The 17,247-nt window shown below is 67.2% G+C and carries 16 protein-coding genes; 13 read left to right on the top strand and 3 right to left on the bottom strand.

Annotated features, from left to right (window positions below):
• Positions 1–23: 23 nt before the first annotated feature.
• Entirely contained in the window at positions 24–1,241 is a 1,218-nt protein-coding gene (locus JOF48_RS00710; protein ID WP_425353730.1) for a sensor histidine kinase, read from the bottom strand.
• Between the two features lie 203 nt (positions 1,242–1,444).
• Between JOF48_RS00710 and JOF48_RS00705 the strand changes: the two genes are divergently transcribed.
• On the top strand, positions 1,445–1,813 hold the full coding sequence (locus JOF48_RS00705) for a DUF485 domain-containing protein (RefSeq protein WP_209683968.1): 369 nt from the start codon (positions 1,445–1,447) through the stop codon (positions 1,811–1,813).
• A gap of 3 nt (positions 1,814–1,816) precedes the next feature.
• Positions 1,817–3,469 carry a solute symporter family protein gene (locus JOF48_RS00700; RefSeq protein WP_209676392.1) on the top strand — a complete coding sequence of 551 codons (1,653 nt, stop codon included), beginning with the start codon at positions 1,817–1,819 and terminating at the stop codon, positions 3,467–3,469.
• Between the two features lie 176 nt (positions 3,470–3,645).
• Here the strand turns inward: JOF48_RS00700 and JOF48_RS00695 are convergent, their stop codons facing one another.
• The gene (locus tag JOF48_RS00695) at positions 3,646–4,116 is read right to left on the bottom strand and encodes an Lrp/AsnC family transcriptional regulator (RefSeq protein ID WP_209676389.1); all 471 of its coding nucleotides are present in this window, start codon (positions 4,114–4,116) and stop codon (positions 3,646–3,648) included.
• A 143-nt stretch (positions 4,117–4,259) separates the two neighbouring features.
• Between JOF48_RS00695 and pdhA the strand changes: the two genes are divergently transcribed.
• The 4 genes from pdhA to JOF48_RS00675 all read left to right on the top strand — a co-directional run bounded on the left by pdhA (position 4,260) and on the right by JOF48_RS00675 (position 8,255).
• Positions 4,260–5,402 carry a pyruvate dehydrogenase (acetyl-transferring) E1 component subunit alpha gene (gene pdhA / locus JOF48_RS00690; RefSeq protein WP_209676387.1) on the top strand — a complete coding sequence of 381 codons (1,143 nt, stop codon included), beginning with the start codon at positions 4,260–4,262 and terminating at the stop codon, positions 5,400–5,402.
• On the top strand, positions 5,399–6,409 hold the full coding sequence (locus JOF48_RS00685) for an alpha-ketoacid dehydrogenase subunit beta (RefSeq protein ID WP_209676384.1): 1,011 nt from the start codon (positions 5,399–5,401) through the stop codon (positions 6,407–6,409). Before pdhA ends, JOF48_RS00685 begins: the two co-directional genes overlap by 4 nt.
• 1 nt (position 6,410) lies before the next feature.
• A complete protein-coding gene (locus tag JOF48_RS00680; protein WP_209676381.1) occupies positions 6,411–7,769 on the top strand; it encodes a dihydrolipoamide acetyltransferase family protein in 1,359 nt (452 codons plus the stop codon).
• A gap of 117 nt (positions 7,770–7,886) precedes the next feature.
• Positions 7,887–8,255, top strand: coding sequence for an SPW repeat protein (locus JOF48_RS00675; RefSeq protein WP_209676369.1), 369 nt, complete (start codon positions 7,887–7,889; stop codon positions 8,253–8,255).
• Between the two features lie 81 nt (positions 8,256–8,336).
• On the opposite strand, the gene JOF48_RS00670 is transcribed toward JOF48_RS00675, so the two are convergent.
• Positions 8,337–9,038, bottom strand: a complete 702-nt coding sequence (locus tag JOF48_RS00670; RefSeq protein ID WP_245346346.1) for a TetR/AcrR family transcriptional regulator — start codon at positions 9,036–9,038, stop codon at positions 8,337–8,339.
• Positions 9,039–9,162: 124 nt separating this feature from the next.
• Here JOF48_RS00670 and JOF48_RS00665 point away from each other — a divergent pair, with 124 nt between their 5' ends.
• Genes JOF48_RS00665 through JOF48_RS00635 form a run of 7 tightly spaced genes read left to right on the top strand, consistent with a single transcriptional unit; the run spans position 9,163 to position 16,899 of the window.
• The gene (locus JOF48_RS00665) at positions 9,163–10,770 is read left to right on the top strand and encodes a carboxyl transferase domain-containing protein (RefSeq protein ID WP_209676364.1); all 1,608 of its coding nucleotides are present in this window, start codon (positions 9,163–9,165) and stop codon (positions 10,768–10,770) included.
• Positions 10,771–10,777: 7 nt separating this feature from the next.
• On the top strand, positions 10,778–12,910 hold the full coding sequence (locus tag JOF48_RS00660; RefSeq protein WP_209676362.1) for an acetyl/propionyl/methylcrotonyl-CoA carboxylase subunit alpha: 2,133 nt from the start codon (positions 10,778–10,780) through the stop codon (positions 12,908–12,910).
• A 2-nt stretch (positions 12,911–12,912) separates the two neighbouring features.
• Complete coding sequence (locus JOF48_RS00655; RefSeq protein ID WP_209683966.1) at positions 12,913–14,076, top strand: acyl-CoA dehydrogenase family protein; 1,164 nt, start codon at positions 12,913–12,915, stop codon at positions 14,074–14,076.
• A gap of 19 nt (positions 14,077–14,095) precedes the next feature.
• Positions 14,096–14,893 (top strand): CoA transferase subunit A, encoded by a 798-nt coding sequence (locus JOF48_RS00650; protein WP_209676359.1) that lies wholly within the window; start codon positions 14,096–14,098, stop codon positions 14,891–14,893.
• Between the two features lie 3 nt (positions 14,894–14,896).
• Complete coding sequence (locus tag JOF48_RS00645) at positions 14,897–15,550, top strand: CoA transferase subunit B (protein ID WP_209676356.1); 654 nt, start codon at positions 14,897–14,899, stop codon at positions 15,548–15,550.
• Positions 15,547–16,041, top strand: coding sequence for a MaoC family dehydratase (locus tag JOF48_RS00640; protein WP_209676353.1), 495 nt, complete (start codon positions 15,547–15,549; stop codon positions 16,039–16,041). Before JOF48_RS00645 ends, JOF48_RS00640 begins: the two co-directional genes overlap by 4 nt.
• A gap of 51 nt (positions 16,042–16,092) precedes the next feature.
• Positions 16,093–16,899, top strand: coding sequence for an HpcH/HpaI aldolase/citrate lyase family protein (locus JOF48_RS00635; protein WP_209676351.1), 807 nt, complete (start codon positions 16,093–16,095; stop codon positions 16,897–16,899).
• The last annotated feature ends 348 nt before the right edge of the window (positions 16,900–17,247 follow it).

Here is a 17,247-nt window from a genome sequence, read left to right as displayed (position 1 = left end):
TGCCGCGGGCCGAAGGCGGCTACTTATGCGTCGTGCCCGGGCTGGTTTTTGGGCACGGTCATGGTGATCAGCATCCCGTGGCCCACGCCGGTGTCAATCGTGAGCCCGTGGTCGTCGCCGTACACCTGCCGCAGCCGGGCATCGACGTTGCGCAGGCCCACATGGCTCCCGTCATGGTGGCCGCCCAGCACCAGCCGCAGCTGCTCCGGATCCATCCCCACGCCGTCGTCCTCGATGGTGACCTCCGTGAAGGCGCCCAAGTCCCGGGCCCCGATCTGCACCAGGCCCTTCCCCACCTTGGCCTCCAGGCCGTGCCGGACGGCGTTTTCCACCAGCGGCTGCAAGCTCAGGAACGGGATGACTGTGCTCAGCACTTCGGGCGCAATCTGCAGGCTGACCTGCAGCCGGTCGCCGAAGCGGGCGTTCTCCAGCAGCAGGTAGCGGTCGATGCAGCGCAGCTCCTCGGCCAGCGTGGTGAAGTCCCCGTGCCGGCGGAAGGAGTACCGGGTGAAGTCGGCGAACTCCACCACCAGGTCCCGGGCGCGCTGCGGGTCGGTGTTGATGAACGAGGCGATCGCGTTGAGCGAGTTGTAGATGAAGTGGGGGCTGATCTGTGCCCGCAGCGCCCGCACCTCCGCCTCCGCCAGCAGGGTGCGCGAGGAGCTCAGCTCGGCCAGCTCCAGCTGCGCCGACACCCATGCCGCCACCTCGTTCGTGGCCCGCACGAGCCCCGCCGTCGGCGCCTTGGACAGGATGATCACGGTGCCCACCGCCCGGGAATCCACTTTCAACGGGCAGATCACGGCGGCCTTCAGGTCCCCGTCCAGCGGCAGCCCCAGCGAGCGGCGCATCTCCGGGTCCAGGGTGGCCACCTGGGTGCGGCCGTTGCTGAGCGCCTTGGCCGCCAAGGCCATGACGACGCCGGACTCAGGTTCGCGGGCGGCGGCGCCGGTGCCGTCCCAGGCCAGGAGACGGGCGTCGTCGGTCATGGCGAAGGCGGCGCAGTTCAGCAGCGTGCGAAGCTGCCGGCTGGCCTTGAATGCGCCCGCAGGCTCCAGGCCGTTGCGCAGCTGTTCGCCCGCGGCCGCGGCCGAGTGGAGGGCCGCGAAGGTGGCATGCTCGGCCTCGGTGCCCAGCTCACGGTAGGAGCGGGAGAGCCTGAAACCCACCAGGGCAACGACGGCGGCAGCCGCCACAACGGCTGCGATGGCGATGATCAGCAGGAGCGTGGAATCGCTCAGCAGGGGAGTGGGCATGGAGTACAGACTAGCGGGAGTTGCCCCGCCCCAGGCCCCGCCGCGGGCCCGCCTGCGCAACCTGGCGACGGTTTCTGCCGTTCAGCGCAGCTTCAATGCCGTTCAGCGCGGGACCCGCAAAACGGCTCGAAAATGTGAGCTGCAGCACGCCATAGTGAAAGGGATCACATTCACCCCAAGGAGGAATGATGGGTAATTCTGCCCACGAAAACGCTGCCGGTCCCGTGGACTTTGTGGCGGAGCAGAACTCGGAAGAGTTCCAGAAGCTCAAGAAGTCCCACCGGAGTTTTGTCCTGCCTGTAGCCGCCGGCTTCCTGCTGTGGTACTTCGCGTACGTGCTGCTCGCCGCCTACGCGCACGACTTCATGTCCATCAAGGTGTGGGGCAGCATCAACATCGGCCTCATCATGGGCCTGCTGCAGTTTGTCACCACCTTCGGCATCACCGCTTGGTATGTCAGCTACGCCAACCGCAAGCTCGATCCCCAGGCGACAGTGATTCGCCAGCGACTGGAAGCGCAGATCGACGCAGCCAACCTGACCAAGGAAGAGGTCTAGTCCATGAGCCTGCCTTCTGCTCTCTCAACCGTTGCCCCGCTGGCCAAGTCCCTCGCGGAACAGACCAAGGAAAACTCCTGGATCAACATCCTGATCTTCGTCGGCTTCGTGGCCGTGACGATGATCGTGGTGTTCCGCGCCAGCCGCAACAACAACACCGCCGCTGACTATTACGCGGCCGGCCGTTCCTTCTCCGGCGGCCAGAACGGCACCGCCATCGCCGGCGACTACCTCTCCGCCGCGTCCTTCCTGGGCATCACCGGCGCCATCGCCATCAACGGCTACGACGGTTTCCTGTACTCCATCGGCTTCCTTGTCGCCTGGCTGGTGGCACTGCTGCTCGTGGCCGAGCTGCTGCGCAACACCGGCAAGTTCACCATGGCCGACGTGCTTGCCTTCCGCCTGAAGCAGCGCCCCGTGCGCATCGCCGCGGCCACCACCACCCTCGTGGTCTGCTTCTTCTACCTGCTGGCCCAGATGGCCGGTGCCGGCGGGCTTGTGTCCCTGCTGCTTGGCCTGGACAGCTCCAACGTTGTAGGCCAGAACATCGTGATCGCCGTCGTCGGCGTCCTCATGATCGTGTACGTACTGATCGGCGGCATGAAGGGCACCACCTGGGTGCAGATCATCAAGGCCTTCCTGCTCATCATCGGCGCCGCCATCATGACCATCATCGTGTTGGCCATGAACGGCTTCAACCTCTCCACACTCATGGACGCAGCCGTCCAGACCTCCGTCAACGAAGGCGGCGTGGGCGAGGCCCTGCTGAACCCGGGTGCAGCCTACGGCAAGGCGCCGCTTGACTTCATCTCCCTGGCCCTGGCCCTGGTGCTTGGCACGGCAGCCCTGCCGCACGTGCTGATGCGCTTCTACACCGTGCCCACGGCCAAGGAGGCCCGCAAGTCGGTGGTCTGGGCCATCTGGCTCATCGGCGGCTTCTACATCTTCACCCTGGTCCTCGGCTACGGTGCAGGCGCACTGATCGGCAAGCAGGCCATCCTGGATGCCCCGGGCGGTGTCAACGCTGCCGCCCCGCTGCTGGCGTTCGTGATTGGCGGGCCCCTGCTGCTCGGCTTCATCTCCGCCGTCGCCTTCGCCACCATCCTGGCCGTGGTTGCCGGCCTGACCATCACGGCCGCGGCGTCCTTCGCCCACGACATCTACTCCAACGTGATCGTCAAGGGCGAGCCCAAGCCGGAGATGGAAGTCAAGGTTGCCCGGCGCACCGTGGTTGTCATCGGCCTGGTCGCCATCGGCGGCGGCATCCTGGCCAACGGCCAGAACATCGCCTTCCTGGTGGCACTTGCCTTCGCCATTGCCGCCTCGGCGAACCTGCCCACCATCATCTACTCGCTGTTCTGGAAGAAGTTCACCACCCAGGGCGCCCTGTGGAGCATGTACGGCGGCCTCGCCGCGGCCATCATCCTGATCGCGTTCTCGCCGGTTGTCTCCGGCAGCGAGAAGGCCATGATCCACGGCGCCGACTTCTCCTGGTTCCCGCTGGCCAACCCCGGCATCATCTCCATCCCGCTCGCCTTCTTCCTGGGCTGGCTGGGCACGGTGCTGGACAAGAACGCCGAGGATCCCCGCATCCAGGCCGAGATGGAAGTCCGCTCCCTGACCGGCATCGGCGCCGAAAAGGCTGTGGACCACTAACCGCAGGCACAATATTTCACCCAGGGGCCCCGCCCGCTGTCACTTTCGACGGCGGGCGGGGCCTTTTGCTTCCCCGCCCACCCCGCCCACATCGGACGCCATCGCAGCATTGGCTGGTTTTGCCGTGACGCCATCGCAGCAGTGGTTCGTTTTCCCGGCTTTCCCCGGATTCAGGGTCAGGGCGCCAAAACGCGCTTGAGCAGCGGCGACATGCGAAACGGCACCACCTCGTTCATGGCGAGGGATGTTTCCGTCCGTTCCACGCCATCACAGGCCAGGATCTTGCCGTTGATGCGGAACAGGTCCTCCGCCCCGGTGGACACCACACGCACCAGGAGGTCGGCCCGGCCGCTGAGTCCGTGTGCCTCCAGCACCTCCGGGATTTCGGAGAGCTGGGTGGCCAGTGCCGCGAGTTTTTGCTGCTGCACGTGGACGGAAATGAACGCGGTCAGCGGGTAGCCGAGGGGCACGGGGCTGATCCTGTGGTCAAAGGGCAGGAACGCATGGTTGCGCTCCAGCGCAGCCATCCTGGCCTGCACCGTGTTGCGGGAAATGCCCAGCGACTCGGCCATGGCAACCACGGTCTGCCGGGGGTCCTTGACCAAGGCCAGGAGGATGCGTGCGTCGGTACCGTCAAGAGTAGGCATAGTGCGCAGATTAGCACGGTTCACTGGAGCCCAATAGCGCATCCTGCTCAACTTTTTTCCAAGTTGTTGCACCGGATGCGCCACGTGAGTAGGGTCACATTCATAAGAACCATCCCACCAAAATACCGGGAGGCGAACACATCATGACTCAAACGCGCCACGAGCCCACAGGCCAGGCCGCCATGAAAATGCACCAGCTCATCACCGCGGACGGAACCCGCGTGCATGACGAATTGTTGGACCCGTTTGTCCAGGACGTGGACCGCGACGCCCTCATCTCCCTTTACCGGGACATGGTGGTCGTACGCAGGATCGACGTTGAGGCGACAGCACTGCAGCGGCAGGGGCAGCTCGCCCTGTGGCCGCCCATGCTTGGCCAGGAGGCCTCGCAGGTCGGCTCCGTCCACGCCATGGACCAGGACGACTTCATCTTCCCCACCTACCGCGAGAACGGCGTCGCCTATCTGCGCGGCGCAAAGTTCCCCGGCATCATGGGCACCTGGCGGGGCAACATGAACACGGGCTGGGACCCGTACCAGCTCAACATGGCCACCCCGCAGATCATCATTGGCTCCCAGACGCTGCACGCCACGGGCTACGCCATGGGCATCGCCATGGAGGGCAGGGAAACGCTCGCCATCGCCTATCTTGGCGACGGGGCCACGAGCCAGGGCGACGTCCACGAATCCATGGTGTTCGCGGCCAGTTTCCAGGCCCCCGTCATCTTCTTCTGCCAAAACAACCACTGGGCCATCTCCGAGCCCGTGGGCCTGCAGTCGGCGGTCCCGATCGCCGGCCGCGCGCAAGGATACGGGATCCCCGGCCTGCAGGTGGACGGCAACGACGTCCTCGCGGTCCTGGCCGCAGTCCGCTGGGCTGCACGGCGCGCCCGCACCGGCGGCGGGCCCAGCTTTATCGAGGCGGTCACCTACCGCATGGGCCCGCACACCACGGCCGACGACCCCACCCGGTACCGCGGCGTGACCGAACTGGAGGAGTGGGCCGCCAAGGACCCGCTGTCCAGGCTGCGCACCCACCTCGCCAACGCCGGCATGCTCGACGACGCTGCCCAGGCCGGGATTGAAGCGGAAGCTGACGCTGTGGCCGCCGAGCTTCGGGACGCCTGCATCAACATGCCGGACCCGGAACCCATGACCGTGTTTGACGACATCTATGCCGAGGACCATTCGGTCCTGGACCGGGAACGTGAACAATACCGGCGCTACCTGGCCTCCTTCGAGGGGCAGCTCGGCGCCGGACAGCAAGTGCAAGGGAGCGCATCATGAGCAGCTTGAGCCTGACACAGGCCATTAACGCGGGCCTCCGGCAGGCCATGGAAGACGACCCCAAGGTGGTCCTCATGGGCGAGGACATCGGCACGCTCGGCGGGGTCTTCCGCGTCACCGACGGGCTGATGAAGGACTTCGGCTCGCACCGGGTCATTGACACGCCGCTGGCGGAGTCCGCCATCATCGGCACCGCCGTGGGCCTGGCCTACCGCGGCTTCCGGCCCGTGTGCGAAATTCAGTTCGACGGTTTCATCTACCCGGGCTTCGACCAGATCGTCTCCCAGGTGGCCAAGCTGCACGCCCGCACCCACGGCAAGGTGCGGATGCCGCTGACCATCAGGGTTCCCTTCGGCGGCGGCATCGGTTCCCCCGAACACCACTCGGAGTCGCCCGAGGCCTACTTTGTGCACACCTCCGGGCTGCGCGTCATCAGCCCCTCCAACCCGCAGGACGCGTACACCATGCTGCGCCAGGCCATCGCGAGCGACGACCCCGTCCTCTACTTTGAGCCCAAGCGCCGCTATCACGCCAAGGGGGACGTTGAGCTCAATGCGCCACTTTCCGCGGCCCCGCCCATGGGTGCCGCACTCGTCGCGGAACCGGGCACCGACGTCACCCTTGTCGCCTACGGGCCGCTCGTCCGCACGGCCCTCGACGCGGCCTCGGCGGCCCGCGCCGACGGCATCTCGATCGAGGTGATCGACCTGCGCTCGCTCTCGCCTGTCGACTATGCGCCCATTATGGAATCGGTCCGGCGCACCGGCCGCCTGGTTGTCACCCACGAAGCCGGCAAGACCCTCGGCATGGGTGCGGAAATCGCCGCCACCATCACCGAGCGCTGCTTCAACTACCTCGAGTCCGCGCCCGTCCGCGTCACCGGCTTCGACATCCCCTACCCGCCGTCCAAGCTGGAGAAGCACCACCTTCCCGACCTTGACCGGATGCTCGACGGCGTCGACCGCGCCCTGGGCCGGCCCAACTCCCAAACAGGCATGGAGGACTGACATGCTCGCTGAATTCAAGCTGCCCGACCTTGGCGAGGGCCTGACCGAATCCGAAATCGTCAGCTGGCAGGTCGCCGTCGGCGACGTTGTCACGCTCAACCAGGTCCTCGGAGAGGTAGAGACCGCCAAGGCCGTCGTGGAACTGCCCTCGCCCTACGCAGGCACCGTCACCTCCATCACGCACGAACCCGGCACCACGGTCGACGTCGGCGAAGTCATCATCACCTTCGAGGTTGCCGACTCAGGGGCAGCGCCCGCGCCGGCCCCGTCAGGGACCCCGGCCGCCGCCCCCGCCGATGAAGCCCCCAAGCGGATCCCCACGCTGGTCGGCTACGGCGCCGATCCCGAAACATCGGCGGCGCCGGTGCGCAGGCAGCGCGTGTTCGCCATGGCCGGGGCGCCCGCTCCGGCAGTGCCCTCACCGACGGCACCTGCCCCCGCTGCACCTGCGCCCGCAGCGCACGTGCAGGCCGAACGGCCGCGGTCCACCCCTCCCGTGCGCAAACTTGCCCGGGACCTGGGCATCGAGCTGGAACTTCTGGCAGGTTCGGGGGAGCGGGGGCTGATCACCCGCGAGGACGTCGTTTCCTTTGCCGGGGGCCATGTCAAGGGTGCCGAAACTGCGGCGGCGGCTGCGCCGTCGGCCACGGAAACGGGGCCGCGGGAGGTGCGCACACCCATCAAGGGCGTGCGGAAGGCCATGGCGCAGGCGATGGTGGCCAGCGCATTCACCGCCCCGCACGTCACGGAGTTCATGACCGTCGACGTCACCGCGGGCATGGAGTTCCTGGCCAAACTGCGCCGGCGCCGGGAGTTCGACGGCGTGAAGGTCACCCCGCTGACGCTTGCCGCCAAGGCCGTGGCGCTCGCCGTGGCGCGGCACCCGGAGCTGAACTCGCACTGGGACGAGGCGGCGCAGGAGGTTCTCACGTTCAACTACCTCAACCTGGGGATTGCCGCGGCGACACCGCGCGGCCTGCTGGTGCCCAACATCAAGGACGCGCACGCGATGGGGCTGCGCGAACTGGCGGTGGCGCTGGGCGGGCTCGCCGAGACTGCCCGGGCGGGCAAGACGCAGCCGGCGGACCTGGCCGGCGGGACGTTCTCCATCACCAACATCGGCGTGTTCGGCATCGACGGCGGAACGCCCATCCTGAACCCGGGCGAGGCAGGAATCCTGGCCCTCGGCGCCGTGCGGAAGATGCCGTGGGAGCACCAGGGGCAGGTGGCGCTGCGGGATGTGATGACGCTGAGCCTGTCGTTTGACCACAGGCTGGTGGACGGCGAACACGGCTCGCGCTTCCTGGCCGACGTGGCCGCCGTGGTGGCCGATCCCGCCATGGCGCTGGTGCTTGGCTAAGGCACGGCAAAATGCGGCCGGAACGCAACCGCGGGCCTCTGGATACTGGCTGGCACCGGACGTATATTTGAAGTGACCCCCACGTTGGGAGCCAACTTGCAAAGGAGGTTGGTATCAATGAAGAGGTGGAATCGCTGGCAAGATTATGTCGCCGTGATCGCAGGGCTTTATGCCGCGTTGTCGACCATTTGGACAACACAGCAGGGCAGCTCGATGGTCATGATGATTGGTTGCGGCGTCCTGCTCATCGCGTCCGGTGCATGGAACCTGTCGAGCCCCGGGCAGCCGGTGGCTGAATGGGTCCAGATGGTCCTTGGCGCCCTGTTGTTTGTCTCCCCGTGGATTGCCGGCTACACGGCACACACGGGAGCAACCTGGACTTCCTGGATCGCCGGTGCAGTGGCCCTGATTGCGGGTGTTCTGGCATTGCAGCCAAGCATGCACGAGCACGCAGAGGGGCACCACGGAGGTGTGGCGGCACACTAGAATCCACTCCACAGACTCATGTGAAAGTTCACATGTGGCAGCAGAAGCGCCGGGCAAGCCCGGCGCTTCTGCTGTGGGCGGCTACAACTCCGTCGCCAGTCCCGCCCAGGCCATGGACTCAAGTACTGCACGGGCGGTGTCGTCCGGGATGCCGGTGCGTCCGGGCCGTCTCCCCCCGGCAGCGGCGCCGGGGCCCGCGGCGGCAGCCGATGCCGCCCCGGCATCGGACGCCGCCGGTTCGGTGGATTCCGGTCCGTGCAGCTGCACGCTGTGCGGGGTGGAGTTGATCAGCCCAAACACGGCATGGGCCTGCATTCGCCGCACGGCCGCCGGGCGCTCCTGGAACATCCGGCCCAGCACGTCAACCCAGAGCTCCACGTAGGCGCGCTGCAAAGACCTGACGGCGGAGCTGTCGGCGGCGCCCAGGCTCTCAAAGTCCCTGTCCTGCACACGGATGACATCAGGCTTGACCAGGGCGAAGTCCACGTGGAAGGCGACAAGCGCACGCAGGGCGGAAGCGGCGTCGGGCGCGTTGGCCAGCACCTGGCGCCCGCCGGCCAGCAGGTCCTCACTGACGCCCACAAGCAGGGCCCCGAGCAGCGCCTGCTTGCCGTCGAAGTGCCGGTAGACGGCAGGCCCGCTCACCCCGGCGGCGGCGCCGAGGTCCTCAATGGAGACGCCGTTGAAGCCGCGCTGGGCGAACAGGGACGCGGCGGAAGCCAGCAGCGTCGTGCGCCGCTCAGCCTTGGCCGCGGTGCGGGCATTGGCCGGTTGCGTGCTCATGGTTCCCCGTTTCGTGCCTGTGCTGGACATCACAGAATTGACAGGCTAGCCTGAATCTCAGTTAGTAGTCATTAACTTAGCATGCATTCAGCCGGCGCGGCCGGGCGAGGGAACTGAGGGATCAATGGAGACTCTGCACAGCCGGGTTGACCCGGCCGGGGAGGCGTTTGCGCGCAACGACGCCGCACAGCGCGCCCTGGTCGATGAGCTGCGCGGCCACCTGCGCGCCACGTCGCTCGGCGGGCCGGAGAAGTCCCGCCAGCGCCACGCAGCCCGCGGCAAGCTGCTGCCCCGCGACCGCGTCAACCACCTGCTGGATGAGGGCAGCCCCTTCCTGGAGGTGGCGCCGCTTGCCGCGCATGAAATGTACGACGGCGCGTCCCCCGGAGCCGGGCTCATCGCCGGCATCGGCGTGGTGGCCGGCCGCCACGTCATGGTCGTGTGCAATGACGCCACGGTCAAGGGCGGCACCTACTACCCGCTGACGGTGAAGAAGCACCTGAGGGCGCAGGAGATTGCGCTGGAAAACCGGCTGCCGTGCATTTACCTGGTGGACTCGGGCGGGGCGTTCCTGCCCAAGCAGGACGAGGTGTTCCCGGACAAGGAGCACTTTGGCCGGATCTTCTTCAACCAGGCGCAAATGTCCGCCCGGAAGATCCCGCAGATCGCGGCCGTCATGGGATCCTGCACCGCGGGCGGCGCCTACATGCCGGCCATGAGCGATGAAACGGTGATTGTCCGCAATCAGGGCACCATCTTCCTGGGCGGCCCGCCGCTGGTGAAGGCCGCCATCGGCGAAATTGTCACGGCGGAGGAGCTCGGCGGCGGCGACGTCCACGCCTCCATCTCCGGCGTCGTGGACCACCTGGCGGAGAGCGACGAACACGCGCTGTCCATTATCCGCGACATTGTCGCCACGCTGCCGCCCAACCCGGCACCCGCGTGGGCGGTCTCGGAAAGCCGGGAACCCGCCGTCGAGCCCGCGGAAATGTACGGCGCCGTGCCCACCGACCTCAACACGCCCTACGACATCCGCGAGATCATCGCCCGCCTCGTGGACGGCAGCAGGTTCCACGAATTCAAGAAAAACTACGGCACCACCCTGGTCACCGGCTTCGCCACACTGCACGGGCACCCCGTGGGCATCGTGGCCAACAACGGCGTGCTGTTCAGCGAATCCGCGCTCAAGGGCGCCCACTTCATCGAGCTGTGCGACCAGCGCGGCATCCCGCTGGTCTTCCTGCAGAACCTCAACGGCTTCATGGTGGGCAAGGACTACGAGCACGGCGGCATCGCCAAGCACGGCGCCAAGATGGTCACGGCCGTCGCCACGGCGCGCGTGCCCAAGCTGACAGTCATTGTGGGCGGCTCCTTCGGCGCCGGCAACTACTCCATGTGCGGGCGCGCCTACTCGCCCCGCTTCCTGTGGATGTGGCCGGCCGCGCGGATCTCCGTCATGGGCGGCAACCAGGCCTCCTCCGTGCTGGCCACCGTCAAGCGCGACGCCCACGAACGCCGCGGCGAGGACTGGTCCGCCGAGGCCGAGGCCGAATTCAAGGCACCCATCCTGGCCCAGTACGAGGACCAGGGCAGCCCCTACTACTCCACCGCCCGGCTCTGGGACGACGGCGTGATCGACCCCATGGACACCCGCACCGTCCTGGGCCTGGCCCTCGACGTGTGCGCCAGAACCCCGCTGCCCGAGACCGCCTTCGGCCTCTTTAGGATGTGAGCGCACCATGACTGAACTTCCCGACACACGACTTTTTGACACCGTCCTCGTCGCCAACCGCGGCGAGATCGCCTGCCGCGTCATCCGCACCCTGCGTGCCCGGGGCATCCGCTCGGTGGCCGTCTATTCAGAGGCCGACGCCGGAGCCCGCCACGTGCGCGAAGCCGACCAGGCGCTGTGCATCGGCCCCGCCGCCGCGGCGGAGAGCTACCTGAACATTGCGGCCGTGATTGGCGCCGCCCGGGCATCCGATGCACAGGCCGTCCACCCCGGGTACGGCTTTCTGTCCGAAAACCTTGAGTTCGCCAAGGCGCTGGAGGCCGCGGGCATCACGTTCATCGGCCCCAACATTGAGGCCCTGAATGTCATGGGCGACAAGATCCGCTCCAAGAACCACGTGGCCGCGGCCGGCGTCCCCGTGGTGCCAGGCATCTCCGAGCCGGGGCTCACGGACGCCGACTTGATCGCGGCCGCCGCGGACATCGGCTACCCGCTGCTCATCAAGCCCTCGGCCGGCGGCGGCGGCAAGGGCATGCACAGCGTCTTCGCCGCCGAAGAGCTGCCCGCCACCCTGGCCACCGCCCGGCGCGTGGCCGCAGCGTCCTTTGGCGACGACACCCTGTTCCTGGAACGCCTCGTGGCCAACCCCCGCCACATCGAGGTGCAGATCCTGGGCGACACCTTCGGCAATGTCATCCACCTGGGCGAGCGCGAATGCTCCCTGCAGCGCCGCCACCAAAAAGTCATCGAGGAGGCTCCCTCACCCCTGCTGTCAGGACTGGACGACGGCGGTGCGGTGCGGGCACGCATCGGCGCCGCCGCCTGTGCCGCGGCAGCGAGCGTGAACTACACGGGTGCCGGGACGGTGGAGTTCCTCGTCTCGGACGATACGCCGGACGAGTTCTTCTTCATGGAGATGAACACGCGCCTGCAGGTGGAACACCCCGTCACCGAGATGGTGGCGCGGGTGCGCGGGAAGTCCCTGGACCTGGTGGAGTGGCAGCTGCGCATTGCCGCCGGTGAAAAGATCGACTTCACCCAGCAGGACGTCACCCTGGAGGGCCATGCCGTTGAGGCGCGCGTCTACGCGGAAAGCCCCGCCGAGGGATTCCTGCCGGCCACCGGCACCGTGGTGGTGCTGGAAGAGTCCGTCGCGCAGCGGCCTGGCGTTCGCGTTGACAGCTCCCTGGCGCGCCGCCTGAAGATCACTGCCAACTACGACCCCATGCTGGCCAAGGTCATCGCCTGGGGCACTGACCGCCGGGAGGCGCTCGACAGGCTCGATGCCGCCCTTGCCGATTACGTTGTCCTCGGCGTTCCCACCAACGTGGAATACCTGCGCCTGCTCGTGGCCGACCCCGACGTGCAAGCCGGCCGCCTCGACACCAACATGATCGAACGCAAACTCCCCGACATGGCGTTTCGCACAGTCGACGCCGGTGACTACGCCGCCGCGGCACTCGCGGCCCGCAAGGTCGATGTCGCAAGACCCAATGCACCTGGCGAGGCGCCGGCTGCATCCTCGTGGGGCCGCCTCGACGGGTGGCGGCTCGGCGATCCCGCGCCGTGGCGCAGCGCCTGGGCAGCACCCGGGCGCACCGGCGTGGTGACAGTCAGCGGACCGCAGGCCGACAGCGGGACGGAAGGTCCCGGCGTCGTGCACGTCAATGGGATCGGCGGCGACCAGGAGAGCCGGACCGCACTGGACCTCAACGGCACCACCGGAGGGGAACTGCTGTGGGACGGCCAGGAACGCGGTTACCGGGTGGGCATGCTCGGCGAAACAGTGTTCCTGGGATCCGGGGGCTGGAGTGTTGCGCTGGAACGGCTCGACCGCGAGGCGGCAACCGCACGCATGCTGGCCGGGCTGGAACGCGAGGACGCCGCGGCCGATCCGCAGCTGCGCAGCCCCATGCCGGGCACCGTCACCGTGGTCAACGCGAAAACGGGGGACAGGGTTGCGGCCGGCGACGTGCTGCTGGCGGTGGAGGCCATGAAGATGGAACACCAGATCACGGCCACCATGGCCGGGACCGTGCACATCGGCGTCGCCGTGGGGGCGCTGGTGAAGGCCGACCAGGTGGTGGCCACGGTGGAGCCGGACGAAGACAATTCAACAACAATCCCTGAGGGGGAATGACAGTGCCAAACTTTGAACTCAACGACGAGTACCAGGCCCTGAGCGACATGGTCCGGGACTTTGCCGACAACGTGGTGGCCCCGGTCTCCGCCAAGCACGACGAGGAACACAGCTTTCCCTACGAGGTTGTGGCGCAGATGGGGGAGCTGGGCCTGTTCGGGCTGCCGTTCCCGGAGGAGTTCGGCGGCATGGGCGGGGACTACTTCGCCCTGGCGCTGGCCCTGGAGCAACTGGGGCGGGTGGACCAGTCCGTGGCCATCACGCTCGAGGCCGGGGTCTCGCTCGGCGCCATGCCCATCCACCGCTTCGGCACACAGGCGCAGAAAGAGCAGTGGCTGCCGCAGCTGACCAGCGGCAAGGCGCTCGCAGGCTTCGGCCTCACCGAGCCCGACGCCGGCTCCGACGCCGGGGGCACCGCCACGAAGGCGCGGCTGGAGAACGGCGAATGGGTCATCGACGGTGCCAAGCAGTTCATCACCAACTCAGGCACCAACATCACCAGGTTCGTGACCGCCACGGCCGTCACCGGCACCTCCGAGCGGCCGGACGGTTCCCTCAAGAAGGAAATCTCCACCATCATCGTGCCCAACGGCACGCCCGGCTTCACGGTGGAAAAAGCCTACAACAAGGTGGGCTGGAACGCCTCCGACACCCACCCGCTGACGTTCGCCGGCGCCCGTGTGCCGGAGGAAAACCTGCTGGGCGAGCGCGGCCGCGGCTACGCGAACTTCCTGTCCATCCTGGACGAGGGCCGCATCGCCATCGCCGCGCTCGCGGTCGGCGCCGCCCAGGGCTGCGTGGACGAATCCGTCCGCTACGCCAAGGAACGCCATGCCTTTGGCCACAACATAGGCCACTACCAGGGCATCTCCTTCAAGATTGCCCGCATGCAGGCCCGCACCCACACGGCCCGCCTGGCCTACTACGACGCCGCAGCCCGCATGCTCGCCGGCAAGCCCTTCAAGACCGAAGCGGCCATCGCTAAGATGGTCGCAAGCGAGGCGGCCATGGACAACGCCCGGGACGCCACACAGGTGTTCGGCGGCTACGGCTTCATCAACGAATTTTCCGTGGCCCGCCACTACCGCGACTCGAAGATCCTGGAGATTGGGGAAGGCACCACGGAAGTCCAGCTCATGCTCATCGCCCGCGAACTGGGCCTGTAAGGCCCAAGAAAGGCACGCCATGATCAACAAAGTAGTTGCCTCGCCCGCCGCCGCCATCCATGACATCCACGACGGCGCCTCCCTCGCCGTCGGCGGATTTGGCCTGTGCGGCATCCCCGTGGCCCTCATCCAGGCCCTGCACGACGCCGGAACCTCACAGCTTGAGACCATCTCCAACAACTGCGGCGTGGACGACTGGGGCCTGGGCATCCTCCTCGCCGACGGCCGCATCCGCCGCACCGTCTCCTCCTACGTGGGGGAAAACAGGGAATTCGCCCGCCAGTTCCTGGCCGGGGAGCTCGAGGTGGAGCTGACCCCGCAGGGCACCCTCGCCGAAAAGCTGCGCGCCGGGGGAGCGGGCATCCCCGCCTTCTACACCGCCGCCGGTGTGGGCACCCAGGTCTCCGAGGGCGGCCTGCCCCGCAAGTACGACGGCGCGGGCGGGGTTGAGATTGCCTCGCCGCCCAAGGAGGTGCGCGCCTTTGGGGACGCCGAGTTTGTGCTGGAGGAGTCGCTCACCCCGGACTTTGCGCTGGTGCACGCCTGGAAGGGCGACCGCCACGGCAACCTGGTCTTCCATGCCACGGCCATGAACTTCAACCCGCTGTGCGCCATGGCGGGGAAGGTCACCATTGCCGAGGTGGAGGAACTCGTGGAGCCCGGGGAGCTGGACCCCGAACACATTCATGTGCCCGGCATCTTCGTCCAGCGCGTGGTGCATGTCCCGGCCGGATCCCCGGGCAGTGAGAAGCGCATCGAAAAGCGCACGGTGACGGAGCCGCCGTCGGACCTTTCAACAACAGGACAGGGGGCGTAGGCAATGACACTCACGCGCAACGAACTGGCCGCCCGGGTGGCACGCGAACTGCACAACGGACAGTACGTCAACCTGGGCATCGGCATGCCCACGCTGATCCCCAACTACATCCCCGCGGGGGTGGAGGTGGTGCTGCACTCGGAGAACGGCATCCTGGGCACGGGGCCGTACCCGCTCGACGCCGACGTGGACCCGGACCTGATCAACGCCGGCAAGGAAACCGTCACCGTGAACAAGGGGGCGGCGTTCTTTGACTCGGCCACCTCGTTTGGGATGGTGCGCGGCGGGCATGTGGACGTCGCCGTGCTGGGCGCCATGCAGGTGGCTGAAAACGGCGACCTTGCCAACTGGATGATCCCGGGCAAGATGGTCAAGGGCATGGGCGGCGCCATGGACCTGGTGTTCGGGGCCAAGAAGCTCATCGTCATGATGGAGCACGTAGACAAGTACGGCGAGCCCAAGATCCTCAAGGAGTGCACGCTGCCCCTGACCGGAAAGCGCTGCGTGGACCTGATCGTCACGGACATGGCCGTCATTGAGGTCACCCCGGACGGGCTGGTCCTGAAGGAACTGGCCCCGGACGTGAGCGTGGAGCAGATCGTGGCCGCGACAGGCGCCCCGCTGAACCTCGAGATGCACGATTTGGACAACGTATGAGCGAGGATGCAGGGGCCGTGCCCCGGACGGTGACCCAGCGCGGGCTCTACTATGAGGAGCTTGAGATCGGCACGGTGTACCAGCACCGGCCCGGGCGCACCATGACGGAGACGGATAACGTCCTGTTCACCACAATGACCATGAACACCCAGGCACTGCACCTGGACGCGGCATGGAGCGAGGGGCAGCCGTTTGGCCAGCGCCTCATGAACTCCATGTTCACCCTCGCCACCATGGTGGGGCAGTCAGTGGCGCAGCTGACGCAGGGAACCATTGTCGCCCAGCTGGGCATGAGCGAGATTTCCTTTCCACATCCGCTCTTCCATGGCGATACCCTCTATACCGAGACAGTGGTGACCGAGAAGCGGCTCTCGTCATCGCGGCCGGGGCAGGGGATCGTGGTGATGGAACACACCGGACGGAACCAGTCCGGCGTCGTGGTTGGAAAAGCCAGCCGTACGGCGCTTTTCTGGCTCAAGCCAAACGACTAGCCGCCGACCAACAACAAGGAGCACGGCATTTCAGCGAACCAGCACTTCACCATGGGCCCGGCACTGCTGTTTGCCCCGGCGGACAGGCCCGAGCGCTTTGCCAAGGCGGCCGGACGTGCCGACGCGGTGATCATCGACCTTGAGGACGCCGTCGCGCCAGATGCCAAGGTGCGGGCGCGGGAGAACATGGCCGCGAGCGGCATGGATCCGGCCACCACCATGGTGCGCATCAACGCCCTCGACACACCGGATGCCGCGCTTGACCTTGCGGCCGTGGCCCGCAGTCCCTACCGGACCGTCATGGTCGCCAAGGCATCCGATCCAGCTGCCGTCGCGGCGCTCGCGGACTATGACGTGGTGGTCCTGTGCGAGAGCGCGGCCGGGATCCTTGCCGCGCCCGCGCTGGCCGCGTTGCCCAACGTGGTGGCGCTGATGTGGGGGGCCGAGGACCTCGTGGCCTCCTTGGGCGGGACCTCCAGCCGCTTCGCCGGCGGTCCGCGCGCCGGGGCCTACCGTGCCGTGGCCGTGCAGGCGCGCTCGCAGCTGCTGCTGGCAGCCGGCGCCTTTGGGAAGGTCGCGATCGATTCCATCTATGCCGACTTTGCCGACCTCGACGGGCTGGCGGAGGAATCGGAGGACGCCGTGGCCAGCGGCTTTGGTGCAAAGGCGTGCATCCACCCTTCCCAGGTGGCCGTCATCCGCGACGCCTACCGGCCTTCCGACGAGGATGTGGCGTCGGCGCGGGAACTGCTGGCTGCCGCAGAGGCCGCAGGCACCGGAGTGTTTGCGTTCAAGGGCCAGATGGTCGACGGCCCCATCCTCCTCCACGCGGAGCAAACCCTCCGCCGCGCCAGGTAGCCCAAGCCGCCGCCCGGGAGCACCACCCCAAAAGCAACAACCCTAGAAGCAACAACCCGGACGCTCCACTGCCTTCCTGCCCCTTTTCTTCGACCCCATCGCAGCAATGGCGGCTATTTCCTTGACGCTGGCGCACCAATGACCGGTTTCCGATCAACCCTGTCGCAGTCCGGAATCGGCGGTGCCGCTCCTGCCACGCAGAACCGGGAGACCGGGAAAACAAAACGGCGGGTGTCCACTTCTCCTTGGAGAGGTGGACACCCGCCGTTGTTCTTCATGCTGCTGCGCTGGCGCCTGTCAGGAAGCAACCATTGCTGCGCTGGCGTCCATGGAAAACCAGCCAATGAT

Origin of the sequence: Arthrobacter stackebrandtii (assembly GCF_017876675.1) — a bacterium.
In the GTDB taxonomy this organism is placed as follows: Bacteria; Actinomycetota; Actinomycetes; order Actinomycetales; family Micrococcaceae; genus Specibacter; species Specibacter stackebrandtii.
This window is presented reverse-complemented; position numbering and strand designations above follow the sequence as displayed.

Bases quoted from the DNA above. Each gene is read 5' to 3' on its own strand.
- JOF48_RS00705 (WP_209683968.1), top strand. From the start codon at position 1,445: ATGGGTAATTCTGCCCACGAAAACGCTGCCGGTCCCGTGGACTTTGTG.
- JOF48_RS00700 (WP_209676392.1), top strand. From the start codon at position 1,817: ATGAGCCTGCCTTCTGCTCTCTCAACCGTTGCCCCGCTGGCCAAGTCC.
- JOF48_RS00695 (WP_209676389.1), bottom strand. From the start codon at position 4,116: ATGCCTACTCTTGACGGTACCGACGCACGCATCCTCCTGGCCTTGGTC.
- pdhA (WP_209676387.1), top strand. From the start codon at position 4,260: ATGACTCAAACGCGCCACGAGCCCACAGGCCAGGCCGCCATGAAAATG.
- JOF48_RS00685 (WP_209676384.1), top strand. From the start codon at position 5,399: ATGAGCAGCTTGAGCCTGACACAGGCCATTAACGCGGGCCTCCGGCAG.
- JOF48_RS00680 (WP_209676381.1), top strand. From the start codon at position 6,411: ATGCTCGCTGAATTCAAGCTGCCCGACCTTGGCGAGGGCCTGACCGAA.
- JOF48_RS00675 (WP_209676369.1), top strand. From the start codon at position 7,887: ATGAAGAGGTGGAATCGCTGGCAAGATTATGTCGCCGTGATCGCAGGG.
- JOF48_RS00670 (WP_245346346.1), bottom strand. From the start codon at position 9,038: ATGAGCACGCAACCGGCCAATGCCCGCACCGCGGCCAAGGCTGAGCGG.
- JOF48_RS00665 (WP_209676364.1), top strand. From the start codon at position 9,163: ATGGAGACTCTGCACAGCCGGGTTGACCCGGCCGGGGAGGCGTTTGCG.
- JOF48_RS00660 (WP_209676362.1), top strand. From the start codon at position 10,778: ATGACTGAACTTCCCGACACACGACTTTTTGACACCGTCCTCGTCGCC.
- JOF48_RS00650 (WP_209676359.1), top strand. From the start codon at position 14,096: ATGATCAACAAAGTAGTTGCCTCGCCCGCCGCCGCCATCCATGACATC.
- JOF48_RS00645 (WP_209676356.1), top strand. From the start codon at position 14,897: ATGACACTCACGCGCAACGAACTGGCCGCCCGGGTGGCACGCGAACTG.
- JOF48_RS00640 (WP_209676353.1), top strand. From the start codon at position 15,547: ATGAGCGAGGATGCAGGGGCCGTGCCCCGGACGGTGACCCAGCGCGGG.
- JOF48_RS00635 (WP_209676351.1), top strand. From the start codon at position 16,093: ATGGGCCCGGCACTGCTGTTTGCCCCGGCGGACAGGCCCGAGCGCTTT.